This is a genomic window from Kitasatospora sp. Ki12, from assembly GCF_054601375.1.
Window position 1 is genome coordinate 1227804 of record NZ_BAAIHT010000001.1, and the last position, 19221, is coordinate 1247024.

The 19221-nt window shown below is 73.7% G+C and carries 11 protein-coding genes, 1 pseudogene and 1 riboswitch; of the genes and pseudogenes, 1 reads left to right on the plus strand and 11 read right to left on the minus strand.

Annotated elements, in window-relative coordinates:
- Window positions 1-74: 74 nt before the first annotated feature.
- The 7 genes and pseudogenes from ACYP53_RS05195 to ACYP53_RS05225 form a co-directional block, all read right to left on the minus strand.
- Complete coding sequence (locus tag ACYP53_RS05195; RefSeq protein ID WP_189925005.1) at window positions 75-1442, minus strand: NAD(P)/FAD-dependent oxidoreductase; 1368 nt, start codon at window positions 1440-1442, stop codon at window positions 75-77.
- Between the two features lie 429 nt (window positions 1443-1871).
- The gene (locus ACYP53_RS05200; RefSeq protein ID WP_189925013.1) at window positions 1872-2807 is read right to left on the minus strand and encodes a Ppx/GppA phosphatase family protein; all 936 of its coding nucleotides are present in this window, start codon (window positions 2805-2807) and stop codon (window positions 1872-1874) included.
- A 188-nt stretch (window positions 2808-2995) separates the two neighbouring features.
- Window positions 2996-3535 (minus strand): annotated as a pseudogene (locus tag ACYP53_RS05205) (DUF501 domain-containing protein); the annotation flags it as partial.
- Window positions 3507-3989 carry an FtsB family cell division protein gene (locus ACYP53_RS05210; RefSeq protein ID WP_229929184.1) on the minus strand — a complete coding sequence of 161 codons (483 nt, stop codon included), beginning with the start codon at window positions 3987-3989 and terminating at the stop codon, window positions 3507-3509. The pseudogene ACYP53_RS05205 and the gene ACYP53_RS05210, both read right to left, overlap by 29 nt.
- A gap of 118 nt (window positions 3990-4107) precedes the next feature.
- Window positions 4108-5394 carry a phosphopyruvate hydratase gene (eno, locus tag ACYP53_RS05215; RefSeq protein ID WP_189924999.1) on the minus strand — a complete coding sequence of 429 codons (1287 nt, stop codon included), beginning with the start codon at window positions 5392-5394 and terminating at the stop codon, window positions 4108-4110.
- Window positions 5395-5786: 392 nt separating this feature from the next.
- Complete coding sequence (locus ACYP53_RS05220) at window positions 5787-6581, minus strand: LysM peptidoglycan-binding domain-containing protein (protein WP_189924997.1); 795 nt, start codon at window positions 6579-6581, stop codon at window positions 5787-5789.
- Between the two features lie 5 nt (window positions 6582-6586).
- A riboswitch (cyclic di-AMP (ydaO/yuaA leader) is annotated at window positions 6587-6753 on the minus strand.
- Window positions 6754-6996: 243 nt separating this feature from the next.
- On the minus strand, window positions 6997-8376 hold the full coding sequence (locus ACYP53_RS05225; RefSeq protein ID WP_459646734.1) for a cytochrome P450 family protein: 1380 nt from the start codon (window positions 8374-8376) through the stop codon (window positions 6997-6999).
- 289 nt (window positions 8377-8665) lie between these two features.
- On the opposite strand from ACYP53_RS05225, the gene ACYP53_RS05230 reads away from it, so the two are divergent.
- Window positions 8666-9091: an SDR family NAD(P)-dependent oxidoreductase gene (locus tag ACYP53_RS05230; protein WP_189924993.1), complete on the plus strand. Its 426-nt coding sequence runs from the start codon at window positions 8666-8668 to the stop codon at window positions 9089-9091.
- A gap of 4 nt (window positions 9092-9095) precedes the next feature.
- Here ACYP53_RS05230 and ACYP53_RS05235 read toward each other — a convergent pair whose 3' ends face one another.
- The 4 genes from ACYP53_RS05235 to ACYP53_RS05250 form a co-directional block, all read right to left on the minus strand.
- Window positions 9096-10124, minus strand: coding sequence for a nucleoside triphosphate pyrophosphohydrolase (locus tag ACYP53_RS05235; RefSeq protein ID WP_459646735.1), 1029 nt, complete (start codon window positions 10122-10124; stop codon window positions 9096-9098).
- Between the two features lie 268 nt (window positions 10125-10392).
- Complete coding sequence (mfd, locus tag ACYP53_RS05240; protein ID WP_189924989.1) at window positions 10393-14022, minus strand: transcription-repair coupling factor; 3630 nt, start codon at window positions 14020-14022, stop codon at window positions 10393-10395.
- A 681-nt stretch (window positions 14023-14703) separates the two neighbouring features.
- Window positions 14704-16161, minus strand: coding sequence for a hypothetical protein (locus ACYP53_RS05245; protein ID WP_459646736.1), 1458 nt, complete (start codon window positions 16159-16161; stop codon window positions 14704-14706).
- Between the two features lie 265 nt (window positions 16162-16426).
- Window positions 16427-19159, minus strand: a complete 2733-nt coding sequence (locus ACYP53_RS05250; protein ID WP_459646737.1) for an SUKH-4 family immunity protein — start codon at window positions 19157-19159, stop codon at window positions 16427-16429.
- Window positions 19160-19221 lie beyond the last annotated feature (62 nt).

Here is a 19221-nt window from a genome sequence, read left to right on the forward strand (position 1 = left end):
GTGGTCCGGCGACGTTGCCGGGCGGAGGGCCTCCGACTCATACCCCGGTGCTCCCACACCGGGGTCTCAGTCGCTTACTTGCTGGCGAGTTCCTTGTCGGCGGCCGGCTTGGCGGCCTCGACGGGCTTGGTGGGCGGGGTGACCTCCTGGATGGGAAGCTGCGGCTTCTCCATCTGGGAGAGGCCGACCATCTCGCGCTTGAGGAACATCGCGAGGGTCCAGTCGGTGAAGACGCGCACCTTGCGGTTGAAGGTCGGCACCATGGCGCCGTGGTACAGGCGGTGGAACCACCAGGCCGGACGGCCCTTCAGCTTGTACTTGCCGAAGAGGATCGCGACGCCCTTGTGCAGACCGAGACCGGCGACCGCACCCAGGTTCTTGTGCTTGTACTCCTTCTGCGGGAAGCCCCGCATGCCGGAGATCACGTTGTCGCCGAGGACGACGGCCTGACGGCAGGCGTGCTGCGCGTTCGGCGGGCACCAGGCGCCCTCGCCGGCGGCGAGGTCCGGGACCTGGGCGTTGTCGCCGGCGGCCCAGACGTAGTCGAAGCCCTGGACCTGCAGGGTCGGCGCGGTGTCGACGTGGCCACGCGGGCCCAGCGGCAGACCGAACTCGGACAGCACCGGGTTCGGCTTCACGCCGGCCGTCCACACGATGGTGGAGGCGTCCATCTCCATGCCGTTCTTCAGCACGACGTGGCCGTCGACGCAGGAGTCCATCGAGGTCTCGATGTAGACCTCGATGTTGCGCTCCTCGAGCTTCTCCTTGGTCCACAGACCGAGGTCCGGGCCCATCTCGGGGAGGATGCGGTTGGCGGCCTCGACGACGACGAAGCGCATGTCGTCGCGGCTGACGGTCCGGTACAGCTTCGACGCGTCGCGCGCCATGTCCTCGATCTCGGCGATCGTCTCGATGCCGGCGAAGCCACCGCCGATGACGACGAAGGTCAGCGCCCTGCGGCGGACCTCCTCGTCGGTGGTGGACTCGGCCTTGTCGAGCTGGGCCATGACGTGGTTGCGGAGGCCGATGGCCTCCTCGACCGTCTTCATGCCGATGCCGTTCTCCGCCAGACCCGGGATCGGGAAGGTGCGGGAGACCGAGCCGGTCGCGACGACCAGGTACTCGAAGGGCAGCTCGTAGCTGTCGCCGGCCGCCGGCTGGATGGTGGCGACCTTGCGGGCGTGGTCGATGCCGGTGACGGACCCGGTCAGCACCTCCGCCTGCTTGAGGGCGCTGCGCAGCGGCGCGACGAGGTTGCGGGGCGCGACGTTGCCGCCGGCCGCCTCGGGGAGGAAGGGCAGGTACGTCATGTACGACCGCGGGTCCACGACCGTGACGGTCGCTTCGCCGTAGCGCATCTTCTTGAGGATGCGCATCGCGGCATACAGGCCGACGTAACCACCGCCGACAATGAGGATGCGAGGACGCTCCGTGGTGCTCATATCCGAAAGTATCCAGCACCGTCCGGAGCAGCCTTCGTGAGCCCGGTCACAAGCTCATGGACACCCCGTGCTACACTGCGCGGCCGCAAAAACGGGTCCAGCACCCGTGCTCACACCCCTCCGCGCCCCCTCGTGAACGTGCGCCGGAGCACCACCCTGCTGAGCAGCAACGATCCGCACAACACCCGGGTTCCCGCGCGTGATTTCGATTTTCAAACCCCAAGCGAGCCCTGGCCTGCGATCCAAGGGGCCTCGCGACCGGGAGGCCTTCGGTCCCACAATTCGGACGTAGCGGGCGAGCAGGTGCGCCGAATGACCCCATCGCCATGTGAAGAAATTCACGAACTTTTCCGCACGGGCTCGGGCGCGCCCCGGCCCCGGCTCCCCGAAAGGGGTGCCGGGGCCGGTTCGGGTAAGCCCCGCAAGGGGTCAGGAGGCGATACCCCAGGCGATCCCGTCCAGGATGTCGTGCTCGCTCACGACCAGCTCGGCGGCGCCGGTCCGCTCCATGATCTCCAGCAGCTCCAGCGCCCCGGCCGCGATCACGTCCACCCGGCCCGGGTGCATCGACGGGATGGCCGCGCGCTCGGCGTGGGTCGCGGCCAGCAGCTCACCGGCGATCTCCGCGACCCGCTCCCGGCTGAGCCGCGAGTGGTGGATCGCCGCCGAGTCGTAGCCCGACAGGCCCTGGGCGATCGCGGACACCGTGGTGACCGTTCCGGCCAGGCCCACCAGGGTCGCCGCACCGGTCAGCGGCACGGCCTCCTCGGCCCGGTCCAGCTCGGCCCGCACGTGCGCCCGGGCCTCGGCGACCTGCTCCGCGGAGGGCAGCTCGGCCCCGCCGAAATGCCGCTCGGTGAGCCGCACGCAGCCGATGTCCACCGAGCGCGCCGCCTGGACGTCGTCCGACCCGAGCACGAACTCGGTCGAGCCGCCGCCCAGGTCGAACACCAGGTACGGAGCGGGGAAGCGGTCGCCCGTCAGCTCCTTGGTGGCGCCCAGGAAGGACAGCCGGGCCTCCTCCTCGCCGCTCACCACCTCCGGCTCGACGCCCAGGATGTCGCGCACGCCCTTGGTGTACTCGTCGCTGTTCTCGGCGTCCCGGGAGGCGCTGGTGGCGACGAAGCGCAGCCGCTCCGGGCCGACGCCGAAGCCGGAGATGATCTCCTGGTACTCCCGGCAGGCCGCGAAGGTGCGGGCCAGCGCGTCGGGGTGCAGCCGGCCGGTCCGGTCCACGTCCTGGCCCAGCCGGTTGACGAGCATCCGGCGGTCGAGGTCGGTGATCTCCCCGGTCTCCGGGTCCAGATCGGCGACCAGCAGCCGGATCGAGTTGGTGCCGCAGTCGATCGCGGCCACCCGGGTCATGGTCACCGCGACTCCTGCTGCCCGTCGGTGTCCTGCGCACCGTCCTGCCCGGCACCGTCCTGCGTGGCACCGTCCTGCGGGAGGTCGTCCGCGGCGAGCTTCTTGGCGGCGCGCTCGGCCGTCTTCTGCTGCTTGGCGGCGATCACGGCCTCGTGGTCCTGCTCCTTGGCCCGGTTGCGGGCGACCCGCTCCCCGGCGGCCTCGACCTCGGCCGGGGAGACGCACGGGCCCTTGGCCCACCACTCCTCCAGCATCCCGATCGCCTCGTCGCCGAGCGGGTTGACGCCCTCGCCGGCCGCCAGCGAGTGGCCGACCAGCACGTGCAGGCACTTCACCCGGTCCGGCATGCCGCCGGCGCTCGGGAAGCCCTCCAGCACCTCGATCGCGTCGCGCCGGGCGATGTAGTCCTCGTGCGCCTTCTGGTAGGCGGCGGCCAGCTCCGGGTCCTCGGCGAGCCGGGCCGTCTGGTCCTTCATCACGCCGTCCGCCTCCAGGGTGCCGATCAGCGAGGCGGCCTTGGGGCAGGTCAGGTAGTACAGCGTCGGGAACGGCGTGCCGTCCGGCAGCCGGGGGGCCGTCTCCACGACGTCCGGGTTGCCGCAGGGGCAGCGGTGCGCCACGCCGCGCAGGCCGCGCGGCACCCGGCCGAGCTGGGCGGCGATGGCCGCGACGTCGGCGTCGGAGACGGAGGGGTGGTTCTCAGTGGTCATGGGGGGAGGTGTCTCCAACGGGGGACGGTGGGAGCGGAAGGGGGGCGGCGGGGGCCGGCGCGGCCGTGTCGGCGGCGTCGACCGAGTCCCAGATGCTGGCGTACCAGGGCTTGGCGGCCTTCGGCTGACCGGCTGCCACACCGGCCGCCGGGGCACCGGCGGCGGACGAGGACGGCTTGGCGGAGGCCTGCCCGGCCGGGTCCACCGCGATGTACGGGGTCTCCCCCGGCACCGCGTAGTGCAGCCGGGCGCGCGCCTGCGCCTTGACGTACTCCGGGTCCTGCCAGCGGGCCTTCTCCCGGCGCAGCTGCTCGACCTGCTGGCGCGCGTGGTCGGCCTTCGCCCGCTGGGCGGAGATCTCGGCGCGCTGGGAGATGAACTGCCGCGTCGGGTAGGCGAGGATCGCCACCAGCGAGCAGAGCACCAGGACGAGGACGGTCGCCCGGCTCGTGAACCGAGGCCGGGCCGCCAAGCCCGGAATCCTCCAGCCTGCCATCTCCCGTATCCCCTCCTGGTCGCGACGGTGCCCCGCCGTCCACCCTACGGGGTGAACGGCGGGGCACCGGTCAGGCTTGCGCTACCTCGCGGTCTCAGCCCTCGTGCTTGAAGCGCGGGAAGGCGCCGCGGCCGGCGTACTCGGCGGCGTCGTCGAGGATCTCCTCGATGCGCAGCAGCTGGTTGTACTTGGCGACGCGCTCGGAGCGGGCCGGGGCACCGGTCTTGATCTGGCCGCAGTTGGTGGCGACGGCCAGGTCGGCGATGGTGACGTCCTCGGTCTCGCCGGAGCGGTGCGACATCATGCAGCGGTAGCCGTTGCGCTGGGCCAGCTCGACGGCGTCCAGGGTCTCGGTCAGCGAGCCGATCTGGTTGACCTTCACCAGCAGCGCGTTGGCGGTGGCGGTCTCGATGCCCTTGGCCAGGCGGGCCGGGTTGGTGACGAACAGGTCGTCGCCGACCAGCTGGACCTTGTCGCCCAGCTTGACGGTCATGGCCTTCCAGCCGTCCCAGTCCGACTCGTCCAGCGGGTCCTCGATGGAGACCAGCGGGTAGGCGGCGACGAGCTCGGCGTAGTACTCGATCAGCTCGGCGGCCGAGAGGGCCTTGCCCTCGAACTGGTAGGCGCCGTCCTTGTAGAACTCGGAGGCGGCGACGTCCAGGGCCAGCGCGACGTCACGGCCGGGCACGTAGCCGGCCTTCTGGATGGCCTCGGTGATCAGGTCCAGGGCCTCGCGGTTGCTGTCCAGGTTCGGCGCGAAGCCGCCCTCGTCGCCGAGGCCGGTGGACAGGCCGCGCTCCTTCAGCACGCCCTTGAGGGTGTGGTAGACCTCGACGCCCCAGCGGACGGCCTCGGAGAAGGACTCCGCGCCGATCGGGGCGATCATGAACTCCTGGATGTCGACGTTGGAGTCCGCGTGCGAGCCGCCGTTGAGGATGTTCATCATCGGGACCGGCAGGACGTGCGCGTTCGGGCCGCCCAGGTAGCGGAACAGCGGCAGGTCGCTGGCCTCGGAGGCGGCGTGCGCGACGGCCAGCGAGACGCCCAGGATGGCGTTGGCGCCGAGCGAGGACTTGTCCGGGGTGGCGTCGAGGTCGAGCATGGCCTGGTCGATCAGGCGCTGCTCGGTGGCGTCGTAGCCGACCAGCTCCGGGCCGATCTGCTCGATGACGGCCAGGACGGCCTTCTCCACGCCCTTGCCGAAGTAGCGGTTCTTGTCACCGTCGCGCAGCTCCAGCGCCTCGAAGGCACCGGTGGAGGCACCCGAGGGGACAGCGGCACGACCCGTGCTGCCGTCGTCGAGGCCGACCTCGACCTCGACCGTGGGGTTGCCGCGCGAGTCGAGGATCTCACGGGCTACGACGACATCGATGGACGGCACGAGGCATCTCCTAGCGGAAGCAGGTCCGGCTGACGCTGGTGCTGTCGGCAGGACGATTGCGGAGTCGTTACGGACCAGAGCCTAGCCGCCCGGGCTCCCGGGGCCACGTCGACCTGGGTCCCGTCTCAGCGTGTGGCCCCGCTACCCCCCGGTAGTTCACCTGCTTGTCCCACCTTGTCCGCCCGGGACGGGCGAATGCGGACGAAGGGGGCCGGTAGCGCCGACCCCCTTCGCCCGCACGGGCGTTGCGGCCCCGGAGGGACGGCTCCGGGGCGGGCGCGGCGCCCGGGGCGGGAGCGCGTCCCGGGGCCGGGCGCGCCTCCCCGGGGCGGAAGCACTTCCCGGGGCCGGAGCGTCTCCCCCGGCCGGGCGTGCCTCCCGGGCGGGGCGGCTCAGCCGAGGTGCAGGACCTGGCCGGGCAGGATCAGGTCCGGGTCGCCGCCGACGGTGCCGCGGTTGCCGTCGTAGAGCGCGTGCCAGCCGCCGGACACACCCTGGGTGGCGGCGATGGTCGACAGGGTGTCACCGGCGCGGACGGTGTAGTCGTGGCCGGTCTGCGCGGCCGGGGCCGGCTGGGCGGCGGACGGGGCCGCGTGCTTGGGGACGTACTGCTGCGCCGACTGGTCGACGGGCTTCTCGGCCTGCTGCGGCGCGGCGTGCTTCGGGGCCTGCTTCTGGGCGGGCTTCTCGGCCGGCTTCTGGACGGGCTTCTCGACCGGCTTCTGGGCCTGCTGCCGCTTGGGCGTCTGCTGCTGCGGGGCGGACTGCGGCTTGGCGTCCGAGGAGGTGTCGACCGACGCCGGGGCGCCGCCCTTGCTCAGCCCGGCCTTCTGGGAGCAGACCGGCCAGGCGCCCGGGCCCTGCGAGGCGAGCACCTTCTCGGCGATCGAGATCTGCTGGCCCTTGCTGGCCTGGTTGGCCTGCGGCGCGAAGGAGGTGCCGCCGTACGCCTTCCAGGTGCTGGAGGTGAACTGCAGGCCCCCGTAGAAGCCGTTGCCGGTGTTGATGCTCCAGTTGCCGCCGCTCTCGCACTGGGCGACGGCGTCCCAGGTGGAGGCCGGGGCGGCGGAGGCGCCGGTGGCGGTGAGGAGCGGCATCGCGAGTCCGACGCCGGCCACACCCGCGACGGCGATGGCCTTCTCGGCCTGGGTGCGACGACGGTGGCGGCCAGTTCCAACGAACAGCATGAAGAGGTCCCTCTCCGCACGCCTGCGAGGTGAGCTGTCGGGTTCGGACCGGGAGGTGGCCCGGCCGCCGTACGCGGAAACGATTCCGCTCGGGCGGCTTCACCCCAAGCCGTGGGGACGGCAACAAACCTGGGTCCCCCGCCCCTGCCCAGGGTTCTGGTCGGTTTCCCGTGACGCGGCGGGCAGGATTCGGCGTTCCGCGCACGAGGTCCGCAGCTGCGAACTCCAGGGAGAGTAGACAGATCCTCAGACCAATCACAAGCTCATATCACCGATATCACACAGAAATTACGGCGCGTGTCCGATCGCCTACCAACGGCGGCGTTATGTCCGGATTGATGGTCCTTCACACCCTGATTCAAGGGCTCCGGGCGACGCTCCGTCAGCGCGTCACCCGGCTCACCGTCACTTCGTGTCAATTTGTCAGGGGCGCGGAAGGAGCGTGCGCGGGGGCCTGCGGAAGCGTGTGCGGGGAGCGGCTCTCCGGACTGAATTCGACCGGGAGTTCCCGCAGGCCACGCATGATGAGACCACCTCGCCAGCGCAGATTCTCCGGACTTTCCGCGAGCCGCAGATCCGGCAGCCGGGAAAGCAGCGTGGCCAGCGCCGCCCGCCCCTCCAGCCGGGCCAGCGGGGCTCCGATGCAGTAATGGATGCCGTGCCCGAAGCCCAGGTGCGGATTGTCCGTTCTGGCCAGGTCCAGGGTGTTCTCGTCCGCGAACCGGGCCGGATCGCGGTCCGCCGCGGCGAGCACCACCAGCACCGGATCGCCCACCGGGATCTCCACCCCGCCGATGGTCAGCGGCTGCGTCGCGAACCGCCAGGTCGCCAGCTCCACCGGCCCGTCGTAGCGCAGGAGTTCCTCGATCCCCGTCTCCAGCAGCGCGCTCTCCCCGCGCGCCACCGACTCCTGCAGCAACCGGCGCTGCCCCGGATCGCGCAGCAGCGCGTACGTCCCGTTGCCGATGAGGTTCACCGTCGTCTCGAAACCGGCGAAGAGGAGGATGAAGGCCATCGCCGCGGCCTCGTTCTCGGTCAGGTGCTCGCCGTGGTCGCTCGCCCTGATCAGACCCGAGATCAGGTCGTCCCCGAGGTCCGCCCGCTTGCGGTGGATCAGCTCCAGCAGGTACGCCCGCATCCGCTTCACCGCCCGGCCCACGCCACCGCGTTGACCGCCGCCGTGCCGGATCATCATCCCCGCCCAGTCGCGGAAGTCGTCCTGGTCCTCGGCCGGCACGCCCAGCATGTCGCAGATCGCATAGATGGGCAGCGGGAAGGCGAACTCGTGGATCAGGTCCGCCGAACCGCGCTGCGCGAAACCGTCGATCAGCCGGTCCGTGAGCTGCTGCACCCGCGGCTCGAACTCCGCCACCCGGCGCGGGGTGAACGCCTTCGACACCAGCCGGCGCAGCCGGGTGTGGTCCGGCGGGTCGATGTTCAACAGGTGGGTCATCAGATCCGCCTGCCGCTCCCCCGGGATGCCCACCCGGCCGGTGCGGTGCGCCTGCTCGCTGTGGTGCGCCGGGTTCTTCGACAGCCGGCTGTCCGCGAGCGCCTGCCGGGCGTCCGCGTACCTGGTCACCAGCCAGGCCTCGACACCGCTCGGCAGCTTGGTGCGGTGCACCGGGGCGTGCTCGCGCAGCCAGGCGTAGGCGGGGTACGGGTCGGCGGCGAACTCCCAGGTGAACAGCTGCGGCGCGGCGGGCGGCGCGGCGGGGGCCGCGGGCTCCGGGGCCGGGGCGTCGGGCTGCTGGGCGGCGGGCTCCGCGAAGGGGGCGTCGGGCTGAGCTGGCATGGGTCGACCGTATCCGGTGGGTGTCCGCACCCCCTCCCGCAGGACGCGCGCCACCCCGCGTCAACGGCGTGCGGCCTCCGCGCCGACGGCATGCGACCGGTGCGCCAACACTCCGTGGACGACCCGTGGACGGGCCGTGGACAGCTCTTGGACAGCTCTTGGCCGGACGGCAGGCGTGAGCCTGGTCACCTGAGGGGTAATCCCTGTTGCGGAGGATCAGGACCTGCCTACGATCCTCCGCAGTACGCGTGGGCGCCGGTGCGGTGTCGCCCACAGGGAGGAGCAGACCATGCGGGTCAGCGGGTCAGTCGTCGTCATCGCGGTACTCGACGGCGGGTCGGGCTCCGGCCTCGCCCGCCGGTTCTCCGCCGCCGGCGCCGCCGGAATGCTGATCGCCGACCAGCACGTCGGCATCGCCGAGGACCTCGCCGCCGAACTCGACCGGCCGGGCTGCCCCGTCGTGGGCGTCTCCGGCGACATCCGCCGCCCCAGCGACGTCGCCGCCCTCGTCGACACCGCGGAGAAGCACCTCGGGCCGATCGACCTCTTCGCCGTCGCCGGCCCGGACGGCGAGCGGATCATCTCCCTCGCCGACCTGCCCGACCACCTCGACCTGGAACGCCTCGCCGAACTCGTCGTCCTCGTCGGCGAGGCCATCGGCGAACTCGTCCCGCCGCAGCGGCACCCCGTCCGGGCCACCGCCACGGCGGCCTGAGGCCCTACTCCTCGTCCGGCTTGAGGCCCTCGGCCGCGCGCACCGCGTCCCGGTAACCGCGCGCGGCCGAGCGCAGCGCCGCGTCCACGTCCACCCCGGCGTCGTGCGCCCGCTGCGCCACCGCCAGCAGCAGCCGGCCCGCCGACTCCGCGGTCACCTCCGCCGGCAGCTCGTACGGCTCGTCCGGCACCCCCGTGAAGCCAGCCCGACGCACCCGCGACACCAGCTTCGCCGCGTACGCCAACGCGGGCAGCCCGGCCGGCACACCGTCCAGCACCGACTCGCGGTCCGCCTTCTCCGCGGCCTTCAGCTGCTCCCAGTTCGCCTCCACCTCGGCGGCGCCCCCGGCCTCCACGTCCCCGAACACGTGCGGATGCCGGTACATCAGCTTCTCGACGATGTCACCGGCCACGTCGTCCACGGTGAACGGCTCGGTCGGGTGCTCCTCGGCGATCCGGGAGTGGAAGAACACCTGCAGCAGAACGTCGCCCAGCTCCTCGCGCAGCGTCTCCCGGTCCCCCTCCTCGATCGCCTCGACCAGCTCGTACGCCTCCTCGACCAGGTACTTCACCAGGCTCTCGTGCGTCTGCTCGGCGTCCCACGGGCAGCCGCCCGGCGAGCGCAGCCGGTCCATCACCGTCACCAGGTCCAGCAGCCGCGACCCCGGCAGGTCGTACGAGCCCGGCAGCACCTCGATCTCCGGCACCTCACCCGCCCGCTCCACCGCGAGCCGCGCCAGCGCGTCCGTCAGCCCCGGATCCCCGTCCGGACTGCCCAGCCACACCGTCGCCCCCTCCGCGGCGGGCCGCTCGGTCAGCAGCCGCGCCAGCCCGGGCACCGACCCGGCGGCCACCACCTCCACCGCCACCCCGGCCTGCCGCACCGCGGCCACCTGCGGATGCCCCTCGTCCCCCACCAGCACCCGCCCCGCCGACCGCAACGCCTCCCACGCCGGCCACGCCAACAACCCGGGCGCGACCCGGTGGGTCGTGGTCAGCAGGATCAACTTGGCACCGGGAACATTCGTCGTCACACCCCCGAACCTACCCGCCCCACCCCACCCCTCGCCGACACACCGCCAACACCGAGACAGGTACATGCCACCACCCGGCCCGGGCCCCCACCCCGCCACACAGGAAGTCGGGCCCTTCGACGAACCAGTGGGGGCCCTGTTCACAGCCGACGCCGCACAACCGCCACCGTCGGCACCCGGACACGGAAACGGCGGCCCCGGGCCGAAGCCCGAGACCGCCGTGAAACACCGCCGTGAACCGCCCCCGCGAACGACCGGCCGAGGGGTGCTACTTCTTCGAACCCGCCAGGTCGTCGAACATGGCCGACAGGAACTCGCTGCACCAGCCCAGCAGTTCCCGGCCGACCAGCGGCTTGCCGCCGATCCGCCCGGTGCTGGGACGCGGCACCAGGAGCTGCTGGGCGGCGGCCTTGACCTGGCTGCGCGGGTAGAGCCGGTTCAGCCGCAGCTGCTGCGACTCCCGCAGCTCCACCGGCCCGAAGCGGACGTTGGAGCCCTGCAGGGTGATGTCCGCGATGCCGCACCGCCGGGCGTACAGCCGCAGCGCGGCGACCATCAGCAGGTTCTCCACCGGCTCGGGCAGCTTGCCGTAGCGGTCCACGAGTTCGTCCCGGACCTGCGTGATGTCGTCCTCCGAGTTGACCGCCGCGATCGAGCGGTAGGCCTGCAGCCGCAGCCGCTCGCCGGGCGCGTAGTCGTGCGGCACGTGCGCGTCGACCGGCAGCTCGATCTTCACCTCCAGCGGCTCCTCCTCCGGTTCCCCGCCGCTCGCCAGCGACTCGCGGAACTCGGCCACCGCCTCGCCGACCATCCGCATGTAGAGGTCGAAGCCGACGCCCGCGATGTGCCCGGACTGCTCGCCGCCGAGCAGGTTGCCGGCGCCGCGGATCTCCAGGTCCTTCATCGCGACGTACATGCCGGCGCCCATCTCGGTGTGCTGGGCGATGGTGGCCAGGCGCTCGTGCGCGGTCTCGGTGAGCGGCTTCTCCGGCGGGTACAGCATGTACGCGTAGCCGCGCTCGCGGCCGCGCCCGACCCGGCCGCGCAGCTGGTGCAGCTGGGAGAGGCCGAAGGTGTCGCCGCGCTCGACGATCAGGGTGTTGGCGTTGGAGATGTCGATGCCGGACTCCACGATCGTGGTCGACACCAGGACGTCGAACTCCTTCTCCCAGAAGTCGACGACGACCTTCTCCAGCTGGGTCTCCCCCATCTGTCCGTGCGCGGTGGCGATCCGCGCCTCGGGCACCAGGTCCTTCAGCCGGGCGGCCGCCTTGTCGATCGACTCCACCCGGTTGTGGATGTAGAACACCTGCCCCTCGCGCAGGAGTTCACGCCGGATCGCGGCCGAGATCTGCTTCTCGTCGTACGGTCCGACGAAGGTCAGCACCGGGTGCCGCTCCTCCGGCGGGGTGGTGATGGTGGACATCTCGCGGATGCCGGTGACCGCCATCTCCAGGGTGCGCGGGATCGGGGTCGCGGACATGGTCAGCACGTCCACGTTGGCCCGCAGCTTCTTCAGCTGCTCCTTGTGCTCGACGCCGAACCGCTGCTCCTCGTCCACGATGACCAGGCCGAGGTCCTTGAACTTCGTCTCGGAGGAGAACAGCCGGTGGGTGCCGATGACGACGTCCACCGAGCCCTCGAACAGCCCCTCCAGCACGGCCTTGGCCTCGCTGTCGGTCTGGAACCGGGACAGCGCCTTCACCGTCACCGGGAAGTTGGCGTACCGCTCGGCGAAGGTCGAGAAGTGCTGCTGCACCAGCAGCGTGGTCGGCACCAGCACCGCCACCTGCTTGCCGTCCTGCACGGCCTTGAACGCGGCCCGCACCGCGATCTCGGTCTTGCCGTAACCGACGTCGCCGCAGATCAGCCGGTCCATCGGGACGGACTTCTCCATGTCGGACTTGACCTCGGCGATGGTGGTCAGCTGGTCCGGGGTCTCCGCGTACGGGAAGGCGTCCTCCAGCTCGCGCTGCCACGGGGTGTCCGGGCCGAAGGTGTGGCCGGGGGCGGCCATCCGCGCCGAGTACAGCTTGATCAGGTCGGCGGCGATCTCCTTGACCGCCTTCTTGGCCCGCTGCTTGGTCTTCGCCCAGTCCGCGCCGCCCAGCCGGTGCAGGGTCGGGGCCTCGCCGCCGACGTACTTGGTGACCTGGTCGAGCTGGTCGGTCGGCACGAACAGCCGGTCGCCGGGGTGGCCGCGCTTGGCCGGGGCGTACTCCAGCACCAGGTACTCGCGGGTGGCGCCCTGGACGGTGCGCTGCACCATCTCGACGTACTTGCCGACGCCGTGCGCCTCGTGGACGACGTAGTCGCCGGCGACGAGCGCCAGCGGGTCGATCGCGTTGCGGCGGCGCGAGGGCATCCGGCGCATGTCCTTGGTGGAGGACTTCTGGCCGGACAGGTCGGTCTCGGTGATGACCGTGAGCTTCAGGGCCTCGTCCACGAAGCCGTGCTCGATCGAGCCGCAGGAGACGTAGACGACGTCCCGGGTGGGCGCCTCGGCGAGGTCGGCGACCAGACGGGCCGGGATGCCCTCGTTGCCCAGCACCTCGGCGAGCCGGGACGCCGGCCCGTGCCCCTCGGTCACCATGACGACCCGCCAGTCGGCGGCCAGCCGCTCCTTGGCGTCGGCGATCGCCCGGGCGGTGTCGCCGCGGTAGGCCTCGACGGCGTGCATGCCGAGGGTCAGGGTGTTGGTGTCGATCTCCAGGATGCCGTCGATGGTCGACTCGCTGGTCGCGAACGGACTGACGGACCACCAGGGCAGCCCGATCTCGGCGGCGTGCTCGCGCACCTCGGCGAGCGAGCGCAGCGAGGCGGCGGAGACGTCGATCGCCTCCAGGTCGATCGGCCGGTCCCCGCCGGACGCGGCCGCGACCCAGGAGGCGTGCAGGAACTCCTGACTGGTCGCCACCAGGTCGGCGGCCCGGGTGCGGACCCGCTCCGGGTCGCAGACCACCGCGACCGAGCCGAGCGGCAGCACGTCGACCAGCAGCTCCATGTCGTCCACCAGCACCGGCGCCAGCGACTCCATGCCCTCGACCGCGATGCCCTCGGCGATCTTGTCCAGGATCTCGGCCAGCCCCGGGTGCTCGGCGGCCAGCTCGGCGGCCCGCGCCCGCACCTCGTCGGTGAGCAGCAGCTCGCGACAGGGCGGCGCCCACAGGCCGTGCTCGGCGATCTCCAGCGAGCGCTGGTCGGCGACCTTGAAGTACCGGATCTCCTCGACCTCGTCGCCCCAGAACTCCACCCGCAGCGGGTGCTCCTCGGTCGGCGGGAAGACGTCCAGGATGCCGCCGCGGACGGCGAACTCACCGCGCTTCTCGACCAGTTCGACGCGCGCGTAGGCAGCCGCGGCGAGCCGGCGGGCCACCTCCTCCAGGTCGTGCGACTCCCCGCGCAGGACGGCCACCGGCTCCAGCTCGGCCAGCCCCTTGACCTGCGGCTGCAGCACCGAGCGGACCGGGGCGACGATCACCTGCACCGGCCCGGCCGCCGGGTCGTCCGCCCGCGGGTGCACGATCCGGCGCAGCACGGCGAGCCGGCGGCCGACGGTGTCCGAGCGGGGCGACAGTCGCTCGTGCGGCAGGGTCTCCCAGGCCGGGTACTCGGCGACGGCGTCGGGGGGCAGCAGCGAGCGCAGCGAGGCGGCCAGGTCCTCGGCCTCCCGGCCGGTCGCGGTGACGGCGAGCACCGGACGGCCGTGCTCCCCGGCGGACTGCCCGGCGAGCGCCCGGGCCAGTGCGGCGATGGCGAAGGGCCGGGCGGCGGGCGGTCCGACCAGGTCCAGGTGGCGGCGTCCGCCGGCCGCGGCGCCGGTGGCGGTGGCCGCCCCGATCGCCTCGGCGAGCGCCGCGTCCCGCGCGACGACATCGAGCAGTCCGGTCAGGCTCATCTGGGGTCTCTTCTTCGTCCCGTGGCGGAAGCTGCCCCCGGGCGACGAGGGCCCGCCAGGGCAACGCGAACGGCCCGGCACGCCGAGCGGCCGGGGGTCTCCAGCCTACGCCGCGGCACGGACACGCACGCGGCGTACGGCCCCGGCGAGGCCGCGCGGGAACGAACCACAGGACCGACCGCAGGACGAACCGCAGGCCGGAACACCGGGCGGAGCACCGGACCGACGGGTGGACGAACCGAGCGGAAGCCGCGCCGAACAGGGCACGGTGATCCGCCACGAACTGGACATACTCCTGTCACTGGCCGTCCATGGAGATCGCGCACCATGGTGAACGTGCCCGCCGCACCCAACCGTGGGGGATGGCTGCGGCGGCACTGTCGCACCCCCGATGGGGGTCGGAGGTGCGAGGCCGGGCGACCCTGGGTGGGGGCGCCCGCCCAAGCGCCGGGAACCGTGGCGCCCTTTCCTGGAGGGCGCCACGGGTCTCGGCCTACTTCTTTTCCCGCCCCGTGCACCCGCACCCCGGCTCGCGCCCGCACCACGCCCGCGCCACGCCCGGACCCACGCCCCGGACCCACGCCCCGGACGCGCCCGCACCCCGGACGCAAGAGTTCCGCTGAAACCGCGCCGGCCCGGCGCACCGGCCTACGAGGGGCCGGGGCCGGGCCGGGTCCGCCCTCAGCGGCGGCGGTAGCTGACCGTGTTGGGGGTCGCGTAACCGGTGCCGTCGTCCACGATGATGATCTTCGGGATGATCCGGGTCTCGTCCTCCGGCTCCTGCTCGGCGCCGACGCCCGCACCGGCACCGGCCGCAGCGCCCCCGGCGTCCCCGTCGGGCACCGCAGGGGGCGGCGAGGCCGGCTTCGGCGGCACCGCCACCGGAACCACCGGCGCGACCGGGCCGGTCACCACGGACTCGGCGGTCGCCTTGCCGGCACTCCCGCCCACCACCGGCGCGCGCAGCACCGCCGTCGCCTTCTCCCGCGTCCCGGCCGAGCCGGAGGCCGGGGCGGCGTCCGCGACCGGCGTCCGCGCGGGGCCCGCGACCCGCGCCGAGGCCTTCCGCAGGTTGGTGACCGGGATCTCCCCGGTGTCCGCCTCCGAGTCCGCCGGGGCCACCACGTCCACCGCGTCCACCGGCGCCGCGTCGGCCACCGCGTCCGCCGGGGCCGGAGCGGCCGCACCCGCCGCGGAAGCAGGAGCCGCGTCGGCCGGAGCGGAGGCCGCGACGGCCGCCGCCAGCCCCTGGGGCTCGATCTGGCCGACCGCCGCTCCGGTGAGCGAGGCCAGCGTGGCCTTGATGTGGTCCAGGTGCTGCTGCACCGTGTCCAGCCGGGTGTCGAACTCGCGCTGCTCGCGCTCGCTCGCCGCGTTGACCTTCTCGGCCTCCCGGCGGGCCTGCTCGATCAGCTGGTCGGCCTTGGCCTGGGCGTCGGTCTCCAGCTGCTTGATCCGGTTCAGCACGGTCTCCCGCTGCTGTTCCGCCTCCTTGACCCGGCGCTCGGCGGTCGCGGAGACCTCCGTCTCCTCGGCGTCGGCCGCGGCCTGGGCCTCGGCGAAGGTCTCGTCGGCCTTGCGGCGCCGGGTGGCCAGCTCGGCCTCGGCCTGCTCGCTGGCCTCGGCCGCGGCCACCCGCACCTTGGCGGCGTAGGCGGTGGCGGCGTCCCGGGCGGCGCGGCTGTCCCGGTCGGCGTCGGCGCGGATGCCCTCGGCCTCGGCGCGGGTGCGCTCCTCGGTGCGGCGGGCGGCCGCGTCGGCCTCGGCGCGGGTGGTGGTCGCGTACTCCTTGGCGGCCCGGTCGGCCGCCTGGCCTGCCTCGTAGACCTCGTCGCGGAGGTCCTCGGCGAAGCGCTCGGCCTTCTCCCGGACGGCGCGGCCCTCGTTCGCGGCCATCACGGCCAGTCCGGCGGCCTCTTCGCTGAGCACCTGGTAGTCGGGTTCCGGGGCCTCCTCGGCGGCCCTGCGGATGTCGGCCAGCCGGGCCTCCATCTGCCGGATCCCGGCACCCAGGACACTCAGCCGTTCCCACGCCTCGTCGCGCTGCGCGGTGAGCGCGGCGAGGGCTCGCTCGACCTGATCGGGCGCGTAGCCGCGCCGGGCCTGGGTGAAGCCGTTCTGGGGGACGGCGTCGCTCATGGGCTCTTCCCCTCGTTCGCGGGCTGCGGAGCCCATGATCGGACGGAACGCCCGGATCCGGAACCGGTTCGGACACCGGGGCCGGATTCGGTCGTCCTGCGGACCTGAATACGTCGAGGACCGGACGAGTAGACCCATCCTCTTGACCTATTTTGCGCAGATCCGGGCAAAACCCCAACGAGGCACAGCCACGGCGGCATGCCGGAGGGGCCGTCCCGGACACCGGAACGACCCCTCCCCACCTGCGAGGATCCGTAACGGTCCGCTACAGCAGACCGTCCCAGAACTGCTCCAGCAGCACGGCCCACCAGGTGTCCGCGTTCTGCAGGGCCGCCGGGTCGATCGCGGCGAGCTGGGCCTGGAAGTCGGTCGTCCAGCGACCGGCCTGGTCCGGCGTCAGCCCGTACCGGAGCCGCCACATCCGGCCCAGCAGGGCCAGCGCGCGGACGAACTCCGGTACACCGCTGTTGACGAACCGGGGCGGCTGGCCGGTTCCATCGACGTCCACGGCGACCACGTTCGCGGTGCCGTACTGGACGCACAGCTGGCGGCCGTAGTCGTTGCCGAGCACCAGGTAGCCGCCGAAGTCCGGGCCGGCGGGCAGGCCGCGCTCGGCGGCCAGCTCGGCGAGCGTCGGGATCGGACGGCCCTCCTGCGCCTGCGCCCAGAAGAACGGCCCGAAGTCGCGCGGCAGCCCGGCCCACATCAGGCTCTGGGACACCGGCTCGGGCACGCCCTGCCGGGAGACGGCCCGCTGCTCGTAGCGGAACACGTTCTGCCCGAAGGCGGTGCCGACCTCCTGGGCCAGCTGCTGCGGCGGGAGCGGCGGCAGCGCCTGGACCGTCCCCGGCGCGGGCAGCGGCACCCGGAACGGGCGGACCCGCTGGGCACCGGAGGCCAGCTGGTGCAGCTCGTCCAGGTGGTCGAGCAGCTCGGCCATCCCGGCCTGCCGGGACGCGTGGTCACGGCCGTACGGGGCGGTGTGGGTGAGCCGGACGTTCGGCCAGGACGCGGCGATCATGCGGTTGCAGTAGCCGCCCGGCAGGTCGCAGGACTCCAGCTCGGTGTACAGCTCCAGCACCTGCTCCGGCGGCACGTTGAGCCGGCGCAGGTCCTGCAGGATCTTCCATTCCGGGTGCGGGGTGCCGGGCTCGCTGCGGTGCAGCAGCTTCTGCTCCGAGCCGTCCGGGCCCCGGTAGCTGAGCGCGGCGAAGTAGCCCGGACCCACCGCGGGCACCCCCGGGGGCACCGGCGCGGGCTGCGGCGAACCGGGCACCGCGGCCGGGGGCACGACCCCGGCGGCGCCGCCCGCGTTCGGGTAGCCGTAGCCGGCCACGGGCGCGGCCGGGGCCGCCGGACCGCCGGGCGGCGGCGGGACGGCGGGGCCGCCCGACGGCGGGGTGCCCGGGTCCGCCGGGCCGCCCAGCAGCGCCGGGTCGATCGCGCCGGCCAGCTGGGTCGCCTCGTACGCCACCCCCGCCGAGGGCGTGCCGCCGGCCGGAGTGCCCTGCGGGGCCGGGGCGTCACCGGCCCGCAGGCCCGCCGGGGGCGGGGGCGGCGGGGTCGAACCGGCCGACCGGCCGCCGGGGGCGCCGCCCGGCGTGCCGGAACCCGGGGTGTGCTTCAGCCCTGCGGGCGGGGGCGGCGGCGGGGCCGAGCCGGAGTTGCGGCCCAGCCCGCCGGCGGCGGCACCCGCGCCGGGCGAACCGGCGGAACCGCGCAGCCCGGCCGGCGCGGGCGGCGGCGGGGCCGAGCCCGGGGCCCGGCCGGGCCCGCCCTGCGGCGCCCCGCCGGAGGGCGCCCCGGCGGCCGGGGCGCCGGGCAGACCGGCCAGCCCGGGGGCACCGCCGGGCGGGGCCAGCATGGTCGGTGCGTGCTCCACCGGGGCGCCGGGCGGCGGCGGACCGGCCGGAGCACCGGGCAGACCGCCGAGGCCGGGCACGCCACCGGGCGGGGCGAGCATCGTCGGCGCCTGCTCCACCGGGGCACCGGGCGGGGTGGCCGGGGCCCCCGGCAGGCCCATCAGCCCGGGCATCGAGTCCGGCGGAGCGAGCAGCGTCGGTGCCGGCTCGGCGGCCGGGGCGGGCGCGGGGGGCCCGACCGGCGGCGCGGCCGGGGGCTGCTCTGCGGACGGCGGGACCGGCGGCATGCCGTAGCCCCCACTCGCCGGCGGCATCAGCATGGTCGCGGCCTCGGCGCCGGCCGGAGCGGGCGCGTCGGGCAGGTCCGAGCCGGTGGTGCGCAGCCCGTCGGGCATCAGGACGGTCGCCGCCTCGGCACCGACCGGCGGCGCGGCGGTCGGCGGCACCGGCGAGGCGGCCTGCGGGTGCGGCTGCGGCTGCGGCTGCGGCTGCGGTACGACGAACGGCTCGTCGTGGCCGGGCGGCGGGGCGAGCATGGTCGGCGCGTCGCCGGCGGGCCGGTCGGAGACCGGCGGCTCGGTCAGCACGGCGGGCGCGTGCGGCGCCATCGGAGCGAACGGCTCCTCGACGGGCGCGGGCGCAGGCGTCGGCGCCGGAGCAGGAACCGGTGCAGGCGCAGGGGCCGGCGCGGCCGCACCGCCCCCCAGCCGCTCCGCCTCCGCCGCGATCGCCGCGGCCCCGGCCTCCTGCAGCCACTGCGGCGGGCTGAGCAGGAAGGAGGTCGCCTCCACCGGTCCGGGCGCGGGCTTCGCCGCCCCGGCCGGGTTGGCCGCGACCGGCCGCCCGTAGATCTCCTCGTACTGCCGGACCACCTCGTTGACGGGCAGGGCCGGCCAGAGCGTGCTGGCACCCGAGTCCCGGGCGATCACCAGCCGCGCCTCACCCGAACCCGAGCCCGGACCACCGGAGCCCGACCCCGGGCCGTCCGGACCGGCGTCCCCGCCCCCGGGCGGCATCGCCCAGCAGACGAAGCCCAGGTCGAACTCCCGGACCCGCACCTCGCGCTGCTGCGAGCGCGGCACCCCGCCGTTGATCCACTCCTCGGCGAGCTCCTGCGCCTGCGCGTACGTCACCACGCCCGGTTCACCCCTGTCCGCATCCTCGTCGTCCCCCGCTCCACCAGCACCACCGCGTTCCC

Coding starts and splice junctions, on each gene's coding strand:
- ACYP53_RS05195 (WP_189925005.1), bottom strand. CDS start 1,442: ATGAGCACCACGGAGCGTCCTCGCATCCTCATTGTCGGCGGTGGTTAC.
- ACYP53_RS05200 (WP_189925013.1), bottom strand. CDS start 2,807: ATGACCCGGGTGGCCGCGATCGACTGCGGCACCAACTCGATCCGGCTG.
- ACYP53_RS05220 (WP_189924997.1), bottom strand. CDS start 6,581: ATGCTGTTCGTTGGAACTGGCCGCCACCGTCGTCGCACCCAGGCCGAG.
- ACYP53_RS05225 (WP_459646734.1), bottom strand. CDS start 8,376: ATGCCAGCTCAGCCCGACGCCCCCTTCGCGGAGCCCGCCGCCCAGCAG.
- ACYP53_RS05230 (WP_189924993.1), top strand. CDS start 8,666: ATGCGGGTCAGCGGGTCAGTCGTCGTCATCGCGGTACTCGACGGCGGG.
- mfd (WP_189924989.1), bottom strand. CDS start 14,022: ATGAGCCTGACCGGACTGCTCGATGTCGTCGCGCGGGACGCGGCGCTC.
- ACYP53_RS05245 (WP_459646736.1), bottom strand. CDS start 16,161: ATGAGCGACGCCGTCCCCCAGAACGGCTTCACCCAGGCCCGGCGCGGC.